Source organism: Pseudomonadota bacterium, assembly GCA_010028905.1.
GTDB lineage: Bacteria > Vulcanimicrobiota > Xenobia > RGZZ01 > RGZZ01 > RGZZ01.
The window spans coordinates 1-17670 of record RGZZ01000050.1; the positions used below are offsets into that span (position 1 = coordinate 1).

General features: G+C 67.1%; 14 protein-coding genes. 9 read left to right on the forward strand and 5 right to left on the reverse strand.

Going from position 1 to position 17670, the window contains the following annotated elements; genetic code table 11:
* Nucleotides 1-998: chromosome segregation protein SMC (locus EB084_05830; protein NDD27772.1), on the forward strand; the 998-nt coding region annotated here is incomplete at its 5' end.
* A 5-nt stretch (nt 999-1003) separates the two neighbouring features.
* On the opposite strand, the gene EB084_05835 is transcribed toward EB084_05830, so the two are convergent.
* On the reverse strand, nt 1004-1534 hold the full coding sequence (locus EB084_05835) for a hypothetical protein (protein ID NDD27773.1): 531 nt from the start codon (nt 1532-1534) through the stop codon (nt 1004-1006).
* Between the two features lie 213 nt (nt 1535-1747).
* Here EB084_05835 and EB084_05840 point away from each other — a divergent pair, with 213 nt between their 5' ends.
* Genes EB084_05840 through EB084_05855 form a run of 4 tightly spaced genes read left to right on the forward strand, consistent with a single transcriptional unit; the run spans nt 1748 to nt 8428 of the window.
* On the forward strand, nt 1748-2476 hold the full coding sequence (locus EB084_05840) for a hypothetical protein (GenBank protein NDD27774.1): 729 nt from the start codon (nt 1748-1750) through the stop codon (nt 2474-2476).
* A gap of 3 nt (nt 2477-2479) precedes the next feature.
* On the forward strand, nt 2480-4009 hold the full coding sequence (locus EB084_05845; protein ID NDD27775.1) for a DUF4127 family protein: 1530 nt from the start codon (nt 2480-2482) through the stop codon (nt 4007-4009).
* Nucleotides 3981-6950 (forward strand): hypothetical protein, encoded by a 2970-nt coding sequence (locus tag EB084_05850; protein NDD27776.1) that lies wholly within the window; start codon nt 3981-3983, stop codon nt 6948-6950. The genes EB084_05845 and EB084_05850 overlap by 29 nt, the downstream gene beginning before the upstream one ends.
* An 8-nt stretch (nt 6951-6958) precedes the next feature.
* Nucleotides 6959-8428, forward strand: coding sequence for a hypothetical protein (locus EB084_05855; protein ID NDD27777.1), 1470 nt, complete (start codon nt 6959-6961; stop codon nt 8426-8428).
* Nucleotides 8429-8503: 75 nt separating this feature from the next.
* Here EB084_05855 and EB084_05860 read toward each other — a convergent pair whose 3' ends face one another.
* From EB084_05860 to EB084_05875, 4 genes are all read right to left on the reverse strand, one after another.
* Entirely contained in the window at nt 8504-9421 is a 918-nt protein-coding gene (locus EB084_05860; GenBank protein NDD27778.1) for a hypothetical protein, read from the reverse strand.
* Nucleotides 9422-9550: 129 nt separating this feature from the next.
* Nucleotides 9551-10915: a UPF0104 family protein gene (locus tag EB084_05865; GenBank protein ID NDD27779.1), complete on the reverse strand. Its 1365-nt coding sequence runs from the start codon at nt 10913-10915 to the stop codon at nt 9551-9553.
* The gene (locus tag EB084_05870; GenBank protein NDD27780.1) at nt 10573-11178 is read right to left on the reverse strand and encodes an isoprenylcysteine carboxylmethyltransferase family protein; all 606 of its coding nucleotides are present in this window, start codon (nt 11176-11178) and stop codon (nt 10573-10575) included. The genes EB084_05865 and EB084_05870 overlap by 343 nt, the downstream gene beginning before the upstream one ends.
* On the reverse strand, nt 11175-11825 hold the full coding sequence (locus EB084_05875; GenBank protein ID NDD27781.1) for a hypothetical protein: 651 nt from the start codon (nt 11823-11825) through the stop codon (nt 11175-11177). The genes EB084_05870 and EB084_05875 overlap by 4 nt, the downstream gene beginning before the upstream one ends.
* 99 nt (nt 11826-11924) lie before the next feature.
* Between EB084_05875 and EB084_05880 the strand changes: the two genes are divergently transcribed.
* The 4 genes from EB084_05880 to EB084_05895 all read left to right on the forward strand — a co-directional run.
* Nucleotides 11925-13697 (forward strand): phospholipid carrier-dependent glycosyltransferase, encoded by a 1773-nt coding sequence (locus EB084_05880; GenBank protein ID NDD27782.1) that lies wholly within the window; start codon nt 11925-11927, stop codon nt 13695-13697.
* Between the two features lie 3 nt (nt 13698-13700).
* Nucleotides 13701-15164: a radical SAM protein gene (locus EB084_05885; protein NDD27783.1), complete on the forward strand. Its 1464-nt coding sequence runs from the start codon at nt 13701-13703 to the stop codon at nt 15162-15164.
* A gap of 940 nt (nt 15165-16104) precedes the next feature.
* Nucleotides 16105-17085, forward strand: a complete 981-nt coding sequence (locus EB084_05890) for a 3-deoxy-7-phosphoheptulonate synthase (protein ID NDD27784.1) — start codon at nt 16105-16107, stop codon at nt 17083-17085.
* Between the two features lie 454 nt (nt 17086-17539).
* On the forward strand, nt 17540-17670 hold a 131-nt coding region (locus EB084_05895), incomplete at its 3' end, for a 3-deoxy-manno-octulosonate cytidylyltransferase (GenBank protein NDD27785.1).

Consider the following 17670-nt stretch of genomic DNA (forward strand, 5'->3'; position numbering starts at 1 on the left):
TCGAGCGCTTCACCACACTGGAAGACGACCTCGGCAAGCGCTGCGAATCGATGATGCGCGAGCGGCTCGACATCGGAAAGACCCTCGAATCGATGGAGACCGAGGTCGATGCGGTGAGCGGCGCCCACGAGAGCGCGCGCAACGAGCTGCACGCGTGCGAGGTCGAGCGCGCCCACTACCAGGCCACGTATGAGGAGCACCGCACCCGCCTCGAAGAGCTCGAGGTCACCGCCCAGGAACTGCGGGCGGCCACGGCCGAGTTCAAGGAGGAGGGCGGCCCCACAGACATCGCCCACGCGCCAGCCGAGATCCAGCGGTTGCGCAACGCCATCCGCAACTTCGGCGCCGTGAACCTCGGCGCCATGGAGGACTACGAGCGCCTCAAAGAGCGCCACGCCGAGATGACCGAGCAGATCGAGGACCTGGAGAAAGCCTCTGCCTCGCTCAAAGACGTCATGGCCGAGATGGATCAGGCCTCGACCCGTCAGTTCGCCGAGACCTTCAAGAAGGTGCGCGCGTACTTCACGGAGCTCTTCACGGAGCTCTTCAACGGGGGTCAGGCCGACCTCATCCTCACGAAACCGGAAGACCTGCTCGAAACGGGCGTTGACATCATGGCTCAACCGCCCGGGAAGCGCCTGCAGAACCTCTCGCTGCTCTCGAGCGGAGAGAAGGCGCTCACCGCCATCGCCTTCCTGCTGGCGCTGCTGAAGGCTCGTCCGTCACCGTTCGTGGTGCTCGACGAGCTCGACGCGCCCCTCGATGACACCAATGTCGAGCGGGTGGCCCGAAAGTTCGAGGAGTTCTCGGAGCAGACGCAGTTCATCACCATCACGCACAACCGCAAGACCATGGAGTACGCACGTGTGCTCTACGGCGTCACCGCGGGAGAGCCTGGCGTGTCACGCCTGGTGGCCGTCTCCCTCGAGGAAGCGCAACGCGAGGCGCACACCGACCAGCCCGCCATCGAAGAGGATGAGGTGCTTGCGGCCCGCTGATGGGCTCAGCGGCTGTTCGAGCAGGAAGACGAGCCAATTCCCGGATGGATGGCTCCGGCACGCCAGTTCAGGATGGAGTCAGGGGTGGGCAGGGTGTCCTTGAACCGGTCAACGACGTGACATGGCTCGGGCTCAGAGAGCCCATAGCCACGGCGATGCGCGGCCTCGAGTGCGGCACGCACGCGCTTGTCGGGTGATGGGTACGACCTGGCCTCTCCGAAACGATCTTCATAGGGATTGACCAGGCTGGCATAGCGAGAGCGATGCACGTAACCGCTTCCCGGCTGGCTCACCCGCGGATGCTCCACGAGGCGGGGATCACGCCAGGTGCGGCTCTCTCCTGGGCGAAGGATCGACTCCCCCAGCGACCCCTCGGCACGTGGCTCTGCATCGACGGGGTCGCGCACCGCACGACGATCTGCAGAGGGCGTCGGTCTTGACGAAGGGGCGTCGAGCGACCCGCCAAGACCGTCAGCCATGGCTGGAGAGGTCCCCACGAAAACCCAGAGCGCAGCGACCGCAATCAGTCTCCTCATGCCCTCTCTCCTCTCGACAAAGCCCGTCTCTCGAGCGCTCCGCGGCATCGCATCGAGGGTCACCCCCCAACACGATGCCGGCACACAGGCGGGGATATTTCTATTGATACACAAAACCGGACTTTGTTACTCCTCCGTTCGAACGATTTTCGGGGCAGACGATGGGAGCGTATTCGAGAGGGGAAGGCCGCTCGGGGAGGCGAAGGTTCGACCGTGAAACTCGTATCCGTTCTCGAAGAGCGCTTCGCGCTCATCGTAAGCCTCCCGAAGAACAGCGTTGAGCTCGCCGCGGCCGCGGTCGACGGCGGCGCCGATGCCATCAAGGTGCATCTCAACGTCCATCATCACGCCAGCGGAACGCACTTCGGAACGTTCGATGCGGAGCGTGATGTCATTCAGCGCATCGTGCAGCAGGTCGGCATCCCGGTAGGCATCGTGCCGGGCGCCACCGAGCTTGCCTCCGACAACGAGATGGCCGCGCTGGCCGAGCTGGGCATCGATTTCTGGGATACCTTCGTGCACCACGCTCCAACCCGGCTGCTCGAGCGCCGGGACATGGGGTGCATGATGGCGGTGAACTACCAGTTCCCGCTGCACGAGGCGCGACGGGTGGCCCGCCTGGGCGCGCGCGTCATCGAAGCCTCCATCGTGCCACCGGAAGAATACGGATCGACCCTGACCGCGCGCGACCTGGTGAGCTATGCTGTGCTCACCGAGGCCGCGTCTCCCACGCCCGTTGTCATCCCATCGCAGCGCCGGTTCACGCCCGCCGACATCCCCCACCTGCGCGCGGCCGGCGCGCGCGGCATCGTCATCGGTGCGATCGTGACCGGCCATGACCCCGAGTCCCTGGGGCAGGCCACCCGCGAGTTCCGACGCGCCATCGATCTGATGGAGCTGAGCGAGGGGGCCCTCGACATCGACAGCGCCAGCGGTCGCTGATCGGTGCTGTTCATTCCCCTCGACGACCGCCCGTGCACCCGCGACTTCGCGCCGCGCCTCGCCACACTCGTGGGAGAATCGCTCGAGCGCCCACCCGACGCGCTCATCGGCAGCTTCACCACACCCGGCCGACCCGAAGCGCTCATCGAATGGCTCGACGCGCGCATCGATGACGAAAACGGCGCCATCATCTCCCTCGACATGCTGCTGCTCGGAGGGCTGGTGGCCTCGCGCGCGCTCGATCGTGACACCGACCAGACCCGCCGCGACCTGGAGACCGTTCGTCGCATACTGGGGCGGGCGAGAGGCCCGGTCGACCTGTTCAGCATTCTCATGCGCGTGCCACCCTTCTGCACGTCCGACCGTGATCGCCGCTTCTCTGAACACCTTCTCGCCTACTCGGCGGCGCTCGCCCGTGCGGGCAGCCGACCCGGACCCTTCACCAGGCTGCGCCTCACTGCACTGAAGAAACGCATCCCCGCCGCATTCCTCGCACGATACCTGCAGACCCGTGAGCGCAACCACGCCGTGAACCGTGAAGCGCTCGCCTGGGCGCGCGACGGCGTCGTCGATTTCACCCTGGTGGGCATGGATGACAGCAAGACGGAGGGGTTCAACGTCACGGAGCGCATCGACCTCGAAGCCCTGACTGCGCCCGGCCGCTCCGACCTCATCCCCGGCGCCGACGAGGTCGCGCTGCTGCTCTTGGCGCGGCGAGCCTTGAGACGCAGGGGTCGCACCCTCCGTGTTTCCGTGCACACCTCTCCCCCGAGGTTTGGCGAGCGCGTGACCCGGTACGAAGATCGCTCGGTGGCCGCGCTCATCGATGCCCACGTTCGCGTGCTTGGGCTGCAGCGGGCAGACGACGAACGAGAAGCAGACATCGCGCTGTATGTGAACGGCTGCGCCAACCGCCAGCAGGAAGCCTCGCTGCAGCTGCTGGGAGATCGGCCGAGCGCGCGCCATCGCGCCCTGGCCCGTGAGATCGCGGAGGCCACCGAGAGATCGGCTGTGGTGGCCGTGGCCGACCTGGGATATGCGAACGGCGGCGATCGCGCGTTTCTCGCCGCCCTGGGCGATTCCGTCGAACTGACGCGCCTGGGCGCGTTCGCTGCCTGGAACACGGCTGGCAACACGGTGGGCACGGTGCTCGGACATGCAGTTCTGCGGGCTCTCCAGGTGTCGAGCGGCGCACCGATCTCTCCCGAGGGGGAGGCCGCGCACCAGCGATTCCTGCTGGAACGCTTCGTGGACGACACGCTCTACCAGTCTGTGGTGCGCACCGAGATCGGTCGAGATCTCGCCCTCCAGCGCCTCAACATCTACGCGCTCGCGGATCGCCATGCCGAGGTGCAGGAACGGGTGGAAAAGCGCCTGAGGGCCGTGGCCATCCCCTTCTTCGAACGCCACTTTGCCGGCCGGCTCTCGCACGGGATGCGTATCGGGAACCCGTTGAACCTCACGATCCGCCTGCCCTGGCCACGAATCTTCGAAGTCGACGTCGATGCCCGCTTCGACGTCGCGACGGCCTGAAGACCCGATGCGCGCATGGCTGAGGCGTCGGCTCCTGCTGACTGAGGCCGAGTGGCTCATCGGCTCGCAGCTGTTCGTTGCGCTCGCTCTTCTCACGCTGGGCTCCTGCATCGGCGATGCCGCCTGCACCACGCTGTTCCTCGAGAAGGTGGGGGCCGAGGCACAACCGCAGGCGTTTCTGCTCATGTCGTGCATCGTCGTGGGTGTGACGCCGATCTATCTCAGCGCTCTGACGCGCAGATCGCGCCGGTTCACAGCGAACCTCACGACAGGTCTCTGCGCGGCGTTGCTGATCACAATCGCGCTTGCAGGTGACACGCGCGCCAGCGCCTGGCTCTTCTTCTCGCTGAAGATCCCGATCTGGACATTCACAAGCACGTTCTTCTGGACGGTCGTGTCAGAGCGATTCGAAGCCCGCCAGGTTCGTCGCGTAGTCCCGTTCGTCGCAGCCGCAGGCGGGATTGCGGCGATCATCGCGGGCCCGATGATGTGGATGCTCGCACCCCTCATGGAGATGTCGAGATTCAGTGCCCTGTGGGCGCTGTGCCTCATCATATCAGCCGCCATCGTGCACCACGCGGGCTTCGTCAACCCACGATCTGCACCAGAGGCCGGCGCCGGCAGCCATGCATACGATCTGCGTGCTTCGATTGAAGCTGCGCGGGCAGTCCCCCTGGCTAAGCCCCTGGCCGTGACCGTGGTGACCACGGTGCTCGCAGGTTGGCTCATCAGCGCGATCTTCAACACGCGCCTCGCATCGGCATATCCAGACGAAGCCACGCTTGCCACGCTCCAGGCCACTGTGGGATCGGTGATCAACCTGGCCTGCACGATCCTGCTGCTCGGCTTCACAGAACGGGTCACGGCGCGTTTCGGACTGCTGCGCACCTTGGCTGCCGGGCCCGCGCTCGTCATCGGCCCTACGCTCATACTTGCAGCACACCCCTCGCTGAGCGCGGCGATCTCGTGCCGCATCATCGAACAGATCTCAACCCTCGCCCTGGTCACGCCGTGCGTGACCGCCTTGCTCGCAGCCCTTCCCGAGCGTAGTCGGGCCTCTCTCCAGACGCTGATGAGCACCCTTGGACTTGCCCTTGGAATCGGCCTGACGGGCGCGGTGATGCTGGTCGAGAATGCAATATCGCCAGACTTCCAGCACTTCGTCCCCACCCTGGCCGTGATCGCCTGGGCGCTCTCACTGATGAACCTGCGGCGGCGATACCTCGAGACCCTCGCGATCAATCTCAGCGGGCAGCACGAGTGCGCCATGCTCGACTCGGTGAAGGTTCTCGAGCAGATCGAGTCCGAGGCGGTCGATGACGTGTTGCACACCCTCCTCGACTCCGGACACCCCCAGAGCGTGCGCTTCGTGCTCGAGCTCGCCGCGGAACCTGGGTTCGATGGGCTCGCCAGCCAGGCAGCCACGTATCTGGCTTCCGACGACGACGAGGTGCGTGCCCAGGCCGCAAGAACCCTCGGGCGTTGCGCCCCCGAGCTCGCGGCGCCCCTGCTGCTGAGCCGGATCAGCGACGTCTCTGTCAAGGTGCGCCTCAGCGTCGCGACCGGTCTCGAAGCCCTGCTAGCCAATGACGGCCTTGCCCCCCAGATGCAGCGAGAGGTTGCCGACGCCGTCTTGCGGCTGCTGCGGACTGAGAGCGACCCAGCAACCGCTGCTGCGCTCGTGGCGGCACTCGCCCAGAGCGATGTCAGCCATGAAAAGGTGGCCGTAGAGATTCGAACCCTGCGCACACAGGGGCAGACGCGAGCCGCGGCCCTGGCCTTGCGCGCCCTTCCCGCCGAGACGCTCGAGGAGGAAGCTTCCGCGCTCCTCTCTGACGCTGAGCGCGACGTGCGCGTCGACGCACTGGCCTCCCTGCGAGGTCCCCTGGGACGGCCAACCCTGCAACGGGTCATCGACATGCTCGACGACATCAGTCTGGAAGGTCGCGCCACAGAAGCGCTGGGACGAGCCGGACGAGCCGACACCCTCGCGCTCTGCGAGGTCTTGCGATCATCGCCCCACGTCTTGACACGCGCGCGTCTGTGTCGAGCCTTGACCCGCATCGGCAGCCCGCCCGCAATCGAGACGCTCACAGGGGCGCTGACCGACTCCTCCTTGATCGTCCGGTGCGCCGCCCGCGCCGCACTCGCCTCGTTCTCACTCCCTCTCGACGAGGGCGATCTCCGCAAGGCGCTGCGACTTGCCACGCACGACGCCGCAGAGAGCGCGATCTGGAGCAGGGTGCTCGAAGCCGACACCTCCCCGCGCCGCCAACCGCTGATCGAAGCGCTGCGCGAGCGCGCGAGAGAGACGCAGGCGGGGGTGGACGTGCTCATGAGAAGCAGCGAGCGCGCCGAGATGAAGGAGGCGCGCGACAGCAGGGAAGAAGGACCTGACCATGATCCCAGCCCCGAGGCGGTGGTCGACGCACTTGCCGCTGGTGACGATCCCTTCATCGCACGATGCGCGCGCTGGGCGCGCGGAGACGAGGACCCAGACGTGACCCTGATGGAGAGACTGATCTTCCTGCGTCAGATCGAGCTTTTCCGCGAGATGTCGGTGCGCGATCTTGCCGTGGTGGCGGAGCAGGCCGAAGAGGAGACCTTCGCCGCCGAGACCCTCGTGTTCGAGGAAGGCACGATCGGCGAATCGCTCTACATCGTGACCGAGGGCTCAGTCGGTGTCATGAAGGGAGACCGCATGGTAGCCGTGGTGGGCGTGCGCGAGTGCTTCGGCGAGATGGCCATCTTGAGCGGGGAGACCCGGTCCGCCACCATCCGCGCCCTCGAGCCCACCCGCGCCCTGGTCCTGCGACGCACCCAGTTCCAGGCGCTCATCGAACATCACCCGCGCATCGCCTTTCCCATCTTCGAGATGCTCTCGCAACGGCTGCGCAAGGCAACCGATCTGCTGCGTGACTCGCGGGAAGTGATTCACTGAGCCCGGCGATGGAATCCGGCGATGGTCGGCTCATTCACCGCGTCCGCACCCTGGTCGGAGGAGTCCTGCTGCTCGCCGTGCTCAGCCACTGCATGCCCCCAGGGGGCGTGCTGCTCCTCCCGCTTCTGCTCACGCTGTTCGTGCGCTGCCAGGAGAGCGACCCGAAGTGGTCGCTGGCCCTCTCGCTCACCCTGTGGGCGGGGGCCTCAGCCCTGTTGCTCTCGACCCTGAACGGCCCCCCGTTCGCCTTTGCCATCGACTACGACATCCTCGCATTCGAGAACACCCGATGCGCGAGCGCCTGGACCTGGCAGATGCGCTGGGCGGCCTGGGTCGTGGTGATCGGGGGTCATCTGCTGACGTGGAAGCGATTCTCACCGGCCTGGGGGCGTACCGGCTTCCTGCTGTGTCTTGCGATCTCACTCGTCGCGCGCCTCTGGACGCTCTCTCCGGAGATGCTGACCGCCTTCTCCCGCGTGCTTCCGGATGGCTATGTCCACGACCACTTCCTCTACCAGGAGCAGTGGCGACAGATGAAGCTGGGACACGACTACTACGAAGCGGCGAGAGAAGGCTTCCTGCACGACAAGCGGGGATTCGGCACCACGGTGCGCCCCCCCATGATGTTCTGGATGTGGTCGCTGCTTCCGATGCCCCCGATCACGCTCTACATTGCATTCACCGCGATTGCGGTGATCAGCCTGGGGGCCATCTACCTGCTGGCGCGTGAGCTCACCACGCCCGAACGAGCGCTTCTCGCCCCCGCGCTTCTGGCCCCACAGTACGCCTATGCCGGCGCGTCGGCACTCTATCTGTTCATCGAGTACTGGGTCGCCCCCCTGGCCATGGTGAGCATCATCATGCTCATGCGCGGAGCGCCCCGACGCTCACTCTGGCTCGCGCTGCTGTGCAGCCTGATGCGCGAGTTCATGGTGTTCCTGCTGCTCGGGGTCTCCCTTGCCGTTCTCGTGAGGGAACGCCGCAGAGCCGTGGTTCCACTCGTCTTGTGCGGGTCGATCTGGACCATCTACTACTCGGTGCACCTCGAGTGGTCGCGCTGGGTCCTTCCCCCCAATGCCCTGGGCGCTTGGTCGCTATGGCAGGCCTTCCACCAGGGAGGATGGGACCATCTCTACGCCTGCCTGAAGATCGGAAGCCATCTGCTCGATCACACGCCGTGGATCGTGGCCCTCATCGTGATCGCGGGAGCGATGGGCCTGGGCCTGCTGCGCAAGGAGCTTCCGCGGCCTCTCTGGTGGGGATGGATCGTGACCGTGATGCCCTACTGGGGGATCTTTCTCGTGCTGGGCCATGCCCCGGTCGTTGTGGGAAGCCAGCGGGTCTACGGGGCCGAGCCCTGGGGCACGCTGCTTCTCTTCTGGTGGTTCGCACTCGCGACAAGAGGATTGGGAGAAGCCGCAAAGACGAAGGAGGCACGCGCAACCGCCCACGCCTGCGCACTCGACGGGGCTGAATGAGAGAAGGCCCAGGGCGCTTCAGCACCCTGGGCCTTCCTCGACGACGCACCGTCAGAGCGACGGTCGCGTGCCAGACTACGGCTGGCGGATGATCACCGGGCCAGGGCCCGCGGCGAGCAGGCTCTGGATGGCGCGCGTGGCGCGCAGGCGGTTCTCTCCCCAGTTCCAGCCGATGTAGGCGTGGGTGCGGAGGATCTGCGCCATCTCGTAACGAGTCGCGTACGGGAGCCCCGTGCTCGGCTCGAAGTTGTAGAGCGTCTGCAGGTAGTTGCGGAAGTAGGGCGCGTTGAAGCTGTCGGTCTGGGGCAGGCAGCTCAGACCGCTGAGGTTGATGCCAGCCGTGTAGTACCAGAGACCGTCGAGGTAGTACACCTTCTTCACACGGTTGGCCAGCGCGATGGTCCACGCGTCGAACTGCTCGAGCGCCTTGGTCGGACCACCCACGTAGCTCGGGTCGGACACGGCCTGCATGACCGCCTTCACGTCAGCGTTCATGTCGCTGAGCATGGTGCTCGAGGTGATGGTGTCGAACTCGCCGAGCATGGCGAGGGCGGCTTCCTTCATCTCGGGCACCTTTGCGTTCACCATGGCGAAGTGGGTGTACCCACCGAGAAGGCCGAGCTGGAAAACCGCCAGGTCTTCCTGGCCTGTGGAGTACGGCTTCGGGTGCCAGCCGGGTCTGAAGTTCACGGAGCCCGCAGCCATGCTGAACTGCGTGATGGGCAGCGCGCTGGCCCACTTCATGCTCTGCTTGACGTGCAGGTAGTGCGCGGCGCTCTCATTGGCGAGCTTCGCCACCGGCAGAAGCGAGGGCAGGCGCCACATCAGCTTCTCGGCTGCGCGGAACGTGATGGGATGAATCACGTTCACATTCTCGGGGTTGTCGAGATCTTCCTGACGATGCGTGGCCCAGAGGGGGCCTGACGAACCCAGCGCAACGGTGATCACGAACACCAGGGCCAGGGCCATCTCGCGGAACTTGGGTGCGGCCATCGGATACCTCCCTTGCTCTATTCCTGGAGAGCAACGCTGTTCTCAGCTCTGTTTTCAGTAGAACCGGCGAATCCTCGGAGAGTTCAGCCGGACGTGCCGGATTCCCTGCAACGCTCCGGAAGACCTCATCTACGAGCGAAGGGAGACGCCCTCCTGCCTCGGCTCATCCGGCGCAGGCTCCCCATCCCCCTGAACCGGCTCCAAATCAGGGCTCGAGGCACGTCCGAAGAGCGACAGCACCCATCCCACCGCCCCTACGGCTACCTTGACCCCGTGGGCCAGGACCGAGATGGCCACGGCTTGCGCCCCACCAACGCCCGTGCAGGCGAACAGGCTCACGTAGGCCACCTCCTGCACGCCCACGCCGTTGAACGAGACCGGCAGCTGACCGAAGACCCCGGCGATGGGCACCACCCAGACGAATCCCCATCCCGCCCCGATGGCTGCGCCGAGACACCCGTGGATGACCACGTTCATCAACGGCACCACGAGGGAGAGGCCGCACGCGGCCCCCATGACCCCGCGCGCGCCGCGCATCCGCGCGAACGCATCGAGCGCCGATCGCCAGAGCGCTACCAGGGGGCGCTCCTCCTGCGACACAGACCCGCTGTCGAGCCCATCGCCCCCCCTGGCCGACGCCCCTGCGAGCACGACAAAGACCAGGAGCAGCCCGACACAGGCGCAGGCGTTGAAGACCCAGACGGGACGCAGGCTCTCGTAGCGAGATGCCGCCACCGAGACGGCGATGAGGGAGACGAAGAGATGACCTGTGACCCCCGTCCAGCGCTCGACGAAGACCGTGGAGGCCACCGCCGAGACCGCGCCGGTCTCCCGCCCCACGTCGACCACGCGCTTCACCTCACCCAGACCGGTGATGATGTTGTTGAGGAAGTAGCCCACGAGGTAGTGGTAGGCCGCGCGACGCCAGGCCACATCGAGCCCGGCTCCCCTGAGCAGGAGCCACCACTTGGTCGAGTTCACGAGCGACGCCGACAGCGACACCCCCACAGCCAGCAAGGTCCAGAGCGAGAGCGGCGCCCCGCCGGAAGCCGCACGGCTGTTCGCCAGGAGCCGCGCCACCTGCCCGAGCTCCACCTGGCGGAGGGCGACATAGAGAAATGCGATGCTGCAGAAGAGCTTTAGCGCGAGCCTCACGAGACCGCGCGCCAGAGCGATGAGAGCGCGCGCGGCACGAGGCGGGGCGTGAGCGCGCGGTAGGCGCGGTAGGCGTCTCCGAAGGCCCGTTCCATGGCTTCGTCCTGACGACGCATGTTCGATGAAAGCGACCAGAGGAGGGCCAGGGGGATCATGATCGTGAGAAAGGTCGCCGATCCGACAAAGACGCCAAGCCCCAGGACGCCGATGAGCTTCCCCCAGATCGACGGATGACGCACGACCCGGTAGGGACCGTTGGTGACCAGGTAGCGCGTCTGCGAGGAGAACGGCGGCACCGGTCCGCCCCCTCCCTCGAGGACGAGATAGGTGTACGACCATGTCACGATGGCGCCCCCCACCGCGAGGCACACGACGAAGAAGGCCTGGCGAAAGCCGAGCGGGAGCAGATCGGCGAGGGTGGGCAGGCCCAGGCGACGCTCGAGAGCGAGCAGGCCATAGGCCGTCAGGGCGGTGGGGGGGATGAGGCCGAAGCAGTAGATGGGCACGATGACGAGGATCTCTCGCCGCCCGAGGCAGCGGACGTGCTCGAGGAAGCCGAAGGTTCGCGGAGGGTGTATCGATTCAGCCGCAGCCGTGCTCATCGGGTGGCGCGCATCCGTTTCTGCCAGACGTCGAGATCGCGAGGGTCGAAGCGTCGCACCGGGTGCAGGTGGATATCGTCAGCGTGAACCGTGAGCCCTGGCGCGAGGGGGCGCTCGAGCTGCAGGCGCTCTCCGCCCCGAACGCTTCCTCGCCCCTCATAGGCGCGAACCACGGTGTTCACGAAGCTGTCTGCGTCCTTGTAGACCTTGATCTCGTAGACGCCGGCGCCCATCGTGACGCGGGTGTGGAACGATCTCACCTCGGCTTGCTCCTCTGCTCCCAGCTTCAGCCACAACCGCCCCTCATCGAGACTCCATCGCAGCCGCGCGCCCCCTGTCGCGTCGAGTCGGGTGAATGACGTGTGGGGGGCCGCCACCACGAATCCGCCGTCCGAGCAGCGCAGCACGGCATCGCGATCGCCGCTCTGCAGCGGCTGGTCAGCGGAGGGCTCGAACCCCGGCCGCTGCGGCGCATAGCGCTGCGTCGCCCCGTCGAAGACGCCCAGGTCTCCCTCAGCAAGACGCAGCGCAAGCGGCGCGGCAGACGGTGACGCCGACACCTCTCGCGGCTCCGTGCGCACGCAGCCCGCAGGGATCACCGCAGCGACGACAAGCCAGGACAGCAACCAACGAACCCAACGATTCATAGCAGAACCCGACCCACCGGAAAAGGGGCTCGGCCTTCCTTGCGTGGCTCCCCCTGAAGGAGGGTGCGGCGCACGCCATTCTGCTATATTGAAGGTCGCATGCTCGACAGCCTGCTGAACGGCGCACACGCGCTCATCGACCAATGGGGACACAACGAGGCGGCGCTCGACGGCATGCGGGTGGTGCTCGTCAACCTCTACGTGCCGACCATGGGGGCGCTCGCCGCCCTCACCGCCGCGGCCCTCGTTGTCGCGCGCAGACCCATCGTCGAGCGGCTGCGATCGATCTCCCCCCGCGCCCTCACCTGGGCGCTGGTGCTCTTCAACGTGGCACTCGCCCTGCGGCTCGTGTTGGTGGTGCACATGCCGCAGGTGTACTTCGACGAGATCTCGTTCCTCGACACCTCTGAGAACATGGCGCGCCAAGATCTGAACCTGCTCACGCCGGGCGATCCATCATCAGACATGATCTTCCACCCCTGCCCCGCGGGATGGCAGTACATGATCAGCCGCGCCTACCGGATCTTCGGGGTTCATCCGGATGTGGCGTTCACCCTGGCCTCGCTGCTCTCGTCGCTCTCGGTCCCCCTCCTCTTCCTGGTGCTGCGCGAGGCCACGGGCCGATCTCGCGTCGGTCTCTGGGGCGCGCTCTTCCTCGCGGTGCTCCCGGTGCATCTGCGTCTCTCGGGATCGTCGGCCCTCGAAACCCCTTCGGTCTTCTTTCTGCTCGCCACGCTCTACGCCACGCTTGTCTGGAGCGCGACCCGCGCCCGGAGCGCGCTGCTGCTGGCCGCCACCTTGTTCGCCTGGTTCGCGAACATGCGCATGGAGAACAGCTTCGCCCTCGGTCCGCTGCTCGCGCTCTACGCCGCGCTGCACTGGCCCGCCGACACGCGAGGCCCCGCTGAGCGACGCACCGCCGCGGGCTGCGCCCTGATCGCGCTCTTCTTCTCGATGCCCGCGCTGCTGGCCGACGCCTATGGAATCGTGACGCGCTTCTACTTCTTCTACCAGCCTCCGAAGATCACCCAGCTCCAGGTCGCCTCCAACTGGCAGGGGAACATCCCCTACTGGCTCGACAACCGCTTCCATCCCGCCATGCTCACGATGCTCGCCGCAACGGGTCTCTGCCTCGGGCTGGCGCGCCCGGCCACGCGTCGCGAGGCGGGGTTCTGGGGCACGTGGACCGCGGGTCTCGTGGTGTTCTACACGCTCAACCCCTCGTGCGACTTCGCCTTGCGCCACACCCTCGACTCATGGCGAACGGCCATACACCCCGCGCTCGGCGTCATCGTGCTGGCGGCCCTGGGAACCCAGGCCCTGATCGACGCGGCGACGTCTCGCACGCTGCGCGCCGCCGTCGGCGTCGTCACGGTGACGACCGCGCTTGCCACGCCGTGGCTGTTCGAAGACTTCCTGTCGATGCGCAACATGTGGATGCTGCAGTGGGAAGCGCTGATCAGAATGCGCCAGGAGATGCCCCCCGACGCCTACCTGCTGATCTACGACCACAGCACCGCCCTCGGCCCGAGCAGCCCGGGCATGGCCTATGAGATCGGCGTCACCACAGGGGTGACACCGCACTTCTTCGTCTTCCCGGATGACTGGCGGCCCGGCAACGTCTCGGCCACGCCCCAGATCGCGCGTGACGTGGAGCAGTGGAAGGTTGAAAAGCGCAAGATGTTTCTCTATCATCTCGATGCGGGTCGTGTGCAGGACGCGCACGATCTGGCCCTGATGCGCTCGCTCCTCGACCTGCGTCCCGTCGCGGGCGTGTCGATGCGAAGCAACCATGCGACCTTCAGCCTGTGGCGCATCGAAGGCGCCGCGCCACAGGTGGTCTCCGCGCCCGAGAGAAAGGCCCCCCGCTGAGGCGTGAAGATACTGCTGCTGTTCCCGCCCCAAGACCAGATCGTCTCTCCTGGATACATGAAGACCATCCAGGAGGGGCTCGGCTTTCTCCCTTCTCTGGGCCTGCTCTATCTGGGCACCTACCTGCGCGAGCGCACCCGTCACGAGGTCGACCTGCTCGACGCCTATGTCGAGCGCATGACCTTCGACGACGTCGAGCAGTACATCCGCCGAACCCAGCCCGACGCCGTGGGCATCGGCGCCATGACCTTCACGCTCATCGACGCGGTCGACGCCGCGCGGGTGGTGAAGCGGGTCGACCCGTCGATCCCGGTCGTCCTGGGCGGTCCGCACACCGCGCTCTTCCCGCGCGAATCAGTCGATCTCGCGCCCATCGACTATGTGGTCATGGGAGAAGGCGAGATCCCCCTGGCACAGCTGCTCGACCGCCTCGAAGAGAGCGGACGCCTGCGGGGGGCTGCGTGGCGGGGAGACGACGGCTTCCCCGTCGATGGCACCTGCATCACCGATGACATCCCCGCTGTTCTCGAGAAGCGCACCACGATGAAGAAGCATCGCTTCTTCGTGAACGAGCTCGACACGCTTCCCCTTCCGCGTCGCGAGCTCGGGCCGTACACGAAGTACAGCACCGTGGTGAGCCGCCGCCCCCCGACCACCATCATGGTGTCGTCTCGCGGATGCCCCTACGCCTGCTCGTTCTGCTACACCGCGGGAGGGAAGAAGTACCGCGAGCGGTCGCCCGCCGAGGTGGTGGCCGAGATGAAGGCCTGCATCGAGCTCGGCATCCGGGAGTTCCTGTTCTTCGATGAGACCTTCACGATCAACAAGGAGCGCATCCGCGCGGTCTGCGACGAGATCATCCGATCGCGCATCGACGTGACCTGGGACGTGCGCGCTCGCGTCGATTGCGTCGACGCCGATCTGCTGCAGCACATGCGCCGCGCCGGTTGCGGGCGCGTGCAGTACGGAATCGAATCCGGCACCCAGCGGGTGATGGACATCCTCAACAAGGGCACCACCCTTGAGCAGGCCCGCGACGCCATCCGCTGGACCCATGCGGCCGGCCTGTCATCGTACGCCGACTTCATGATCGGCGCCCCCGGCGAGACCCGCGAAGAGATCTTGCAGACCCTGCGATTTGCCGATTCGCTCAAGCTCGACTACGTGCACTTCTCGGTCACCATGCCCCTGCCGAACACGCCGCTCCATCACATGGCGGTGCGTCAGGGCATCATCACCGACGACACCTGGCGCGACTTTGCGCAAAACCCCACCCCGGCGTTCCAGGTCCCGTACTGGACCGAGCTCTTCACCCGCGACGAGCTCGACGACCTCGTGACCATGTGCATCAAGCGCACGTACCTGCGCCCATCGTACCTGCTGCGCAGCCTGGGCAACGTGCGCTCGATGGGCGAGCTCGTGCGCAAGGCCAGGGCGGGCGTGAAGCTGGCGATGATGGGGCTCTGACTTGCCCCGTGCCGCGCTGCCGCTCCCGCTTCGCCGTGACGTGAGACCATGATCCGTACCCTTGCCCTCTGGCTTGCCCACGGGGGGTACGTGGCCATGTTGGGCGTCAATGCCGTGCTCATCGTGGTCCTCCTGGCCTTCCGATGGCGTGAGCTGGCCCGATCGACTCCCCCCACGCCCTCTCCGAACGGGCGCCTCGGGCGCGTCGTCATCGCGCTCGTCATCGCAGCCACGGCCGCGGCGCTCCGCTGGAACCTCCCGGCGTCGCCCCAGGTTCTGTACGACGAGCTCTGGTACGCCTCCATCGCCCGACACATGCGCGACGCAGGCGACGCCACGCCCGCGATCGTCCGGGACCGCAGCGGGGTGGCGCCGGCGGGAGAGACCTTCCGCCCCCCCTATCCCCAGGGCTGGCCCTGGCTGGAGAGCTGGACGCACGGCACCCCTCCGTGGCGTGGCGCGGTCGAGTTGCAGCGAATCGTGGGGGTGAGCGCCTGCGTGACCCTCTTCCTCGCCCTCGCGGAGGAATCGCTGTGCGGCGCCGCCTTCGCGGGCATGGGCCTCGCCGTTCTCCCCGCCTTCGTGCGCCTGAGCCAGGGAGCGTCAGCGGAAGGAGCCTCGGCGCTGTTCGTTGTCGTGGCGCTCTGGGCAGCCCTGTCGCAGAGACGACAGCCCGGCACGGCCGGGTTGCTGCTGGCGTTGGCCACCCTGGCCTGGGCGCTGCACTTCCGCCCCGAGAACGGGCTGTACGTCGCACTGCGCGGCCCCTCGCACAGAAGCCCCGTCCGTGCCGGGATTGATGCCGAGACTGACCGCGTGCGCCGTCGCCCTGTTCGCGGCGGCCGACGCCCTCATCATGATCGACGGCGCCGCCGGCCCCTACCGGGCAGACCACTTCACGGCACAGCCCCGTCCAGGCTTCACGACCTGGCAGGCCAACATGCTGGCCAACCTCACAGAGAACGCGCTCTTCTTCGTCGACGGGCGCGTGCTGCCCGCCTGGCTCACCGCAGCAGCCGCACTGGGCATCGTCATGCTGGCACGAGAGCGCAGAACCCGGCGTCTCGCCTTCCTGCTCGGATGGATCGGGCTGTTCACCCTGGCACTGTCGCCCTTCCCCTTCGGAGACTTCGCCGCGGCCCACTCGCTCGACACCTGGCGGTTCTCGGTGCAGGTCTCGCTCCCCCTGCTCATCCTCGGCGCGCACGGCGTCGACGGCGCGGCGCGCGCGCTCGATCGCCTCCCCGCGCTTGCCGCGGCAGGCGGGATGGCACTCTGGATGGGGCTGGCCACCGCGACGGAATTCCTCGAGCCGATCACGCCGCAGTACATCGCCGACACGATCGTGCTGGGCGCCATCGGGGCCCGGACCACCGAGAGCCCGACGCACCGCCAGATGGCCAGCGGGCTGTCGATGCCGGTGGGCTTCAAGAACTCGACCGACGGCTCGCTCCAGGCCGCGGTCGAGGCCATGCAGGCCGCCCGCGCGCCGCACAGCTTCATGGGAATCGACGACGACGGCGGCACGGCCATCGTGTCGACCACCGGCAATCCCTGGGGCGTGCTCATGCTCCGCGGCGGCCGGAGCGGCTCGAACTACTCGCCCGATGTGATGCAGGAGGCACGCCGCCGACTGGAGGCGGCCGGACTGCCGGTCCGGGTGATCGTGGACTGCAGCCACGCCAACTCCGGCAAGGATCCCCGCCGCCAGTCGATCGTGTGGCGCGACGTGCTCGCGCAGCGGGTCGCGGGCGACCGGTCGATCGTGGGGATGATGCTCGAGAGCAACATCAATGCCGGCAGCCAAGAGGCCTCGGCCGACCGGTCGAAGCTCGCCTACGGCGTGTCGATCACCGACGGCTGCATCGGGTGGGAGGAGACGGAGGAGCTCCTCCTCGAGGCGCACTCACGGCTGGCGTGACGGGCTGGGGCGCTCGTGCGATCGAGCCATGCGGGGTGGCTGGCTCCGCGGTCGGCAGGTCTTCCACGCGCCCAACCTGCTCGGGGCCGCCCATGCCCCCTCGCCGGACGCTCGCTTCGGGCATCCTTGCCCTCCGCTCGCTCGGAGGTGTCTGCGCTTTCGCCCTCCGGGCTTCGCTGGCCGCCTACGCCGGCTCGAGGGCACGGGCAACCCCTTCGCGTTCCTCGAACGGTTCAGAGCAGGTTCGGGGCTGCGCGCGATCCAAGCCCCCGGCGCGAGCCGGGGGACTCCGCGTGCCGCGTCGTCCCGCCTGCCATTTGCACCGGTCTCGCCCAACCGCCCGGTGTCCCGTCGCTCGCGCTCCGGGCTTTCTCCTGCGCACGCTGCGCGCAGACGAGCAGCAGGCGAGGTGCAACAATCTCGGTTCCTCTCCCGAACTGACAGCGACGCCCTCATGAAACCTGCCGTGATCATCGCGATCCCCGCGCGGCTTTCGAGCACGCGGCTGCCGCGGAAGATGCTGCTCGCCGAGACGGGCCGGCCCCTCGTCGAGCACACCTGGCGGGCCGCGCTCGGGTCGAGTTC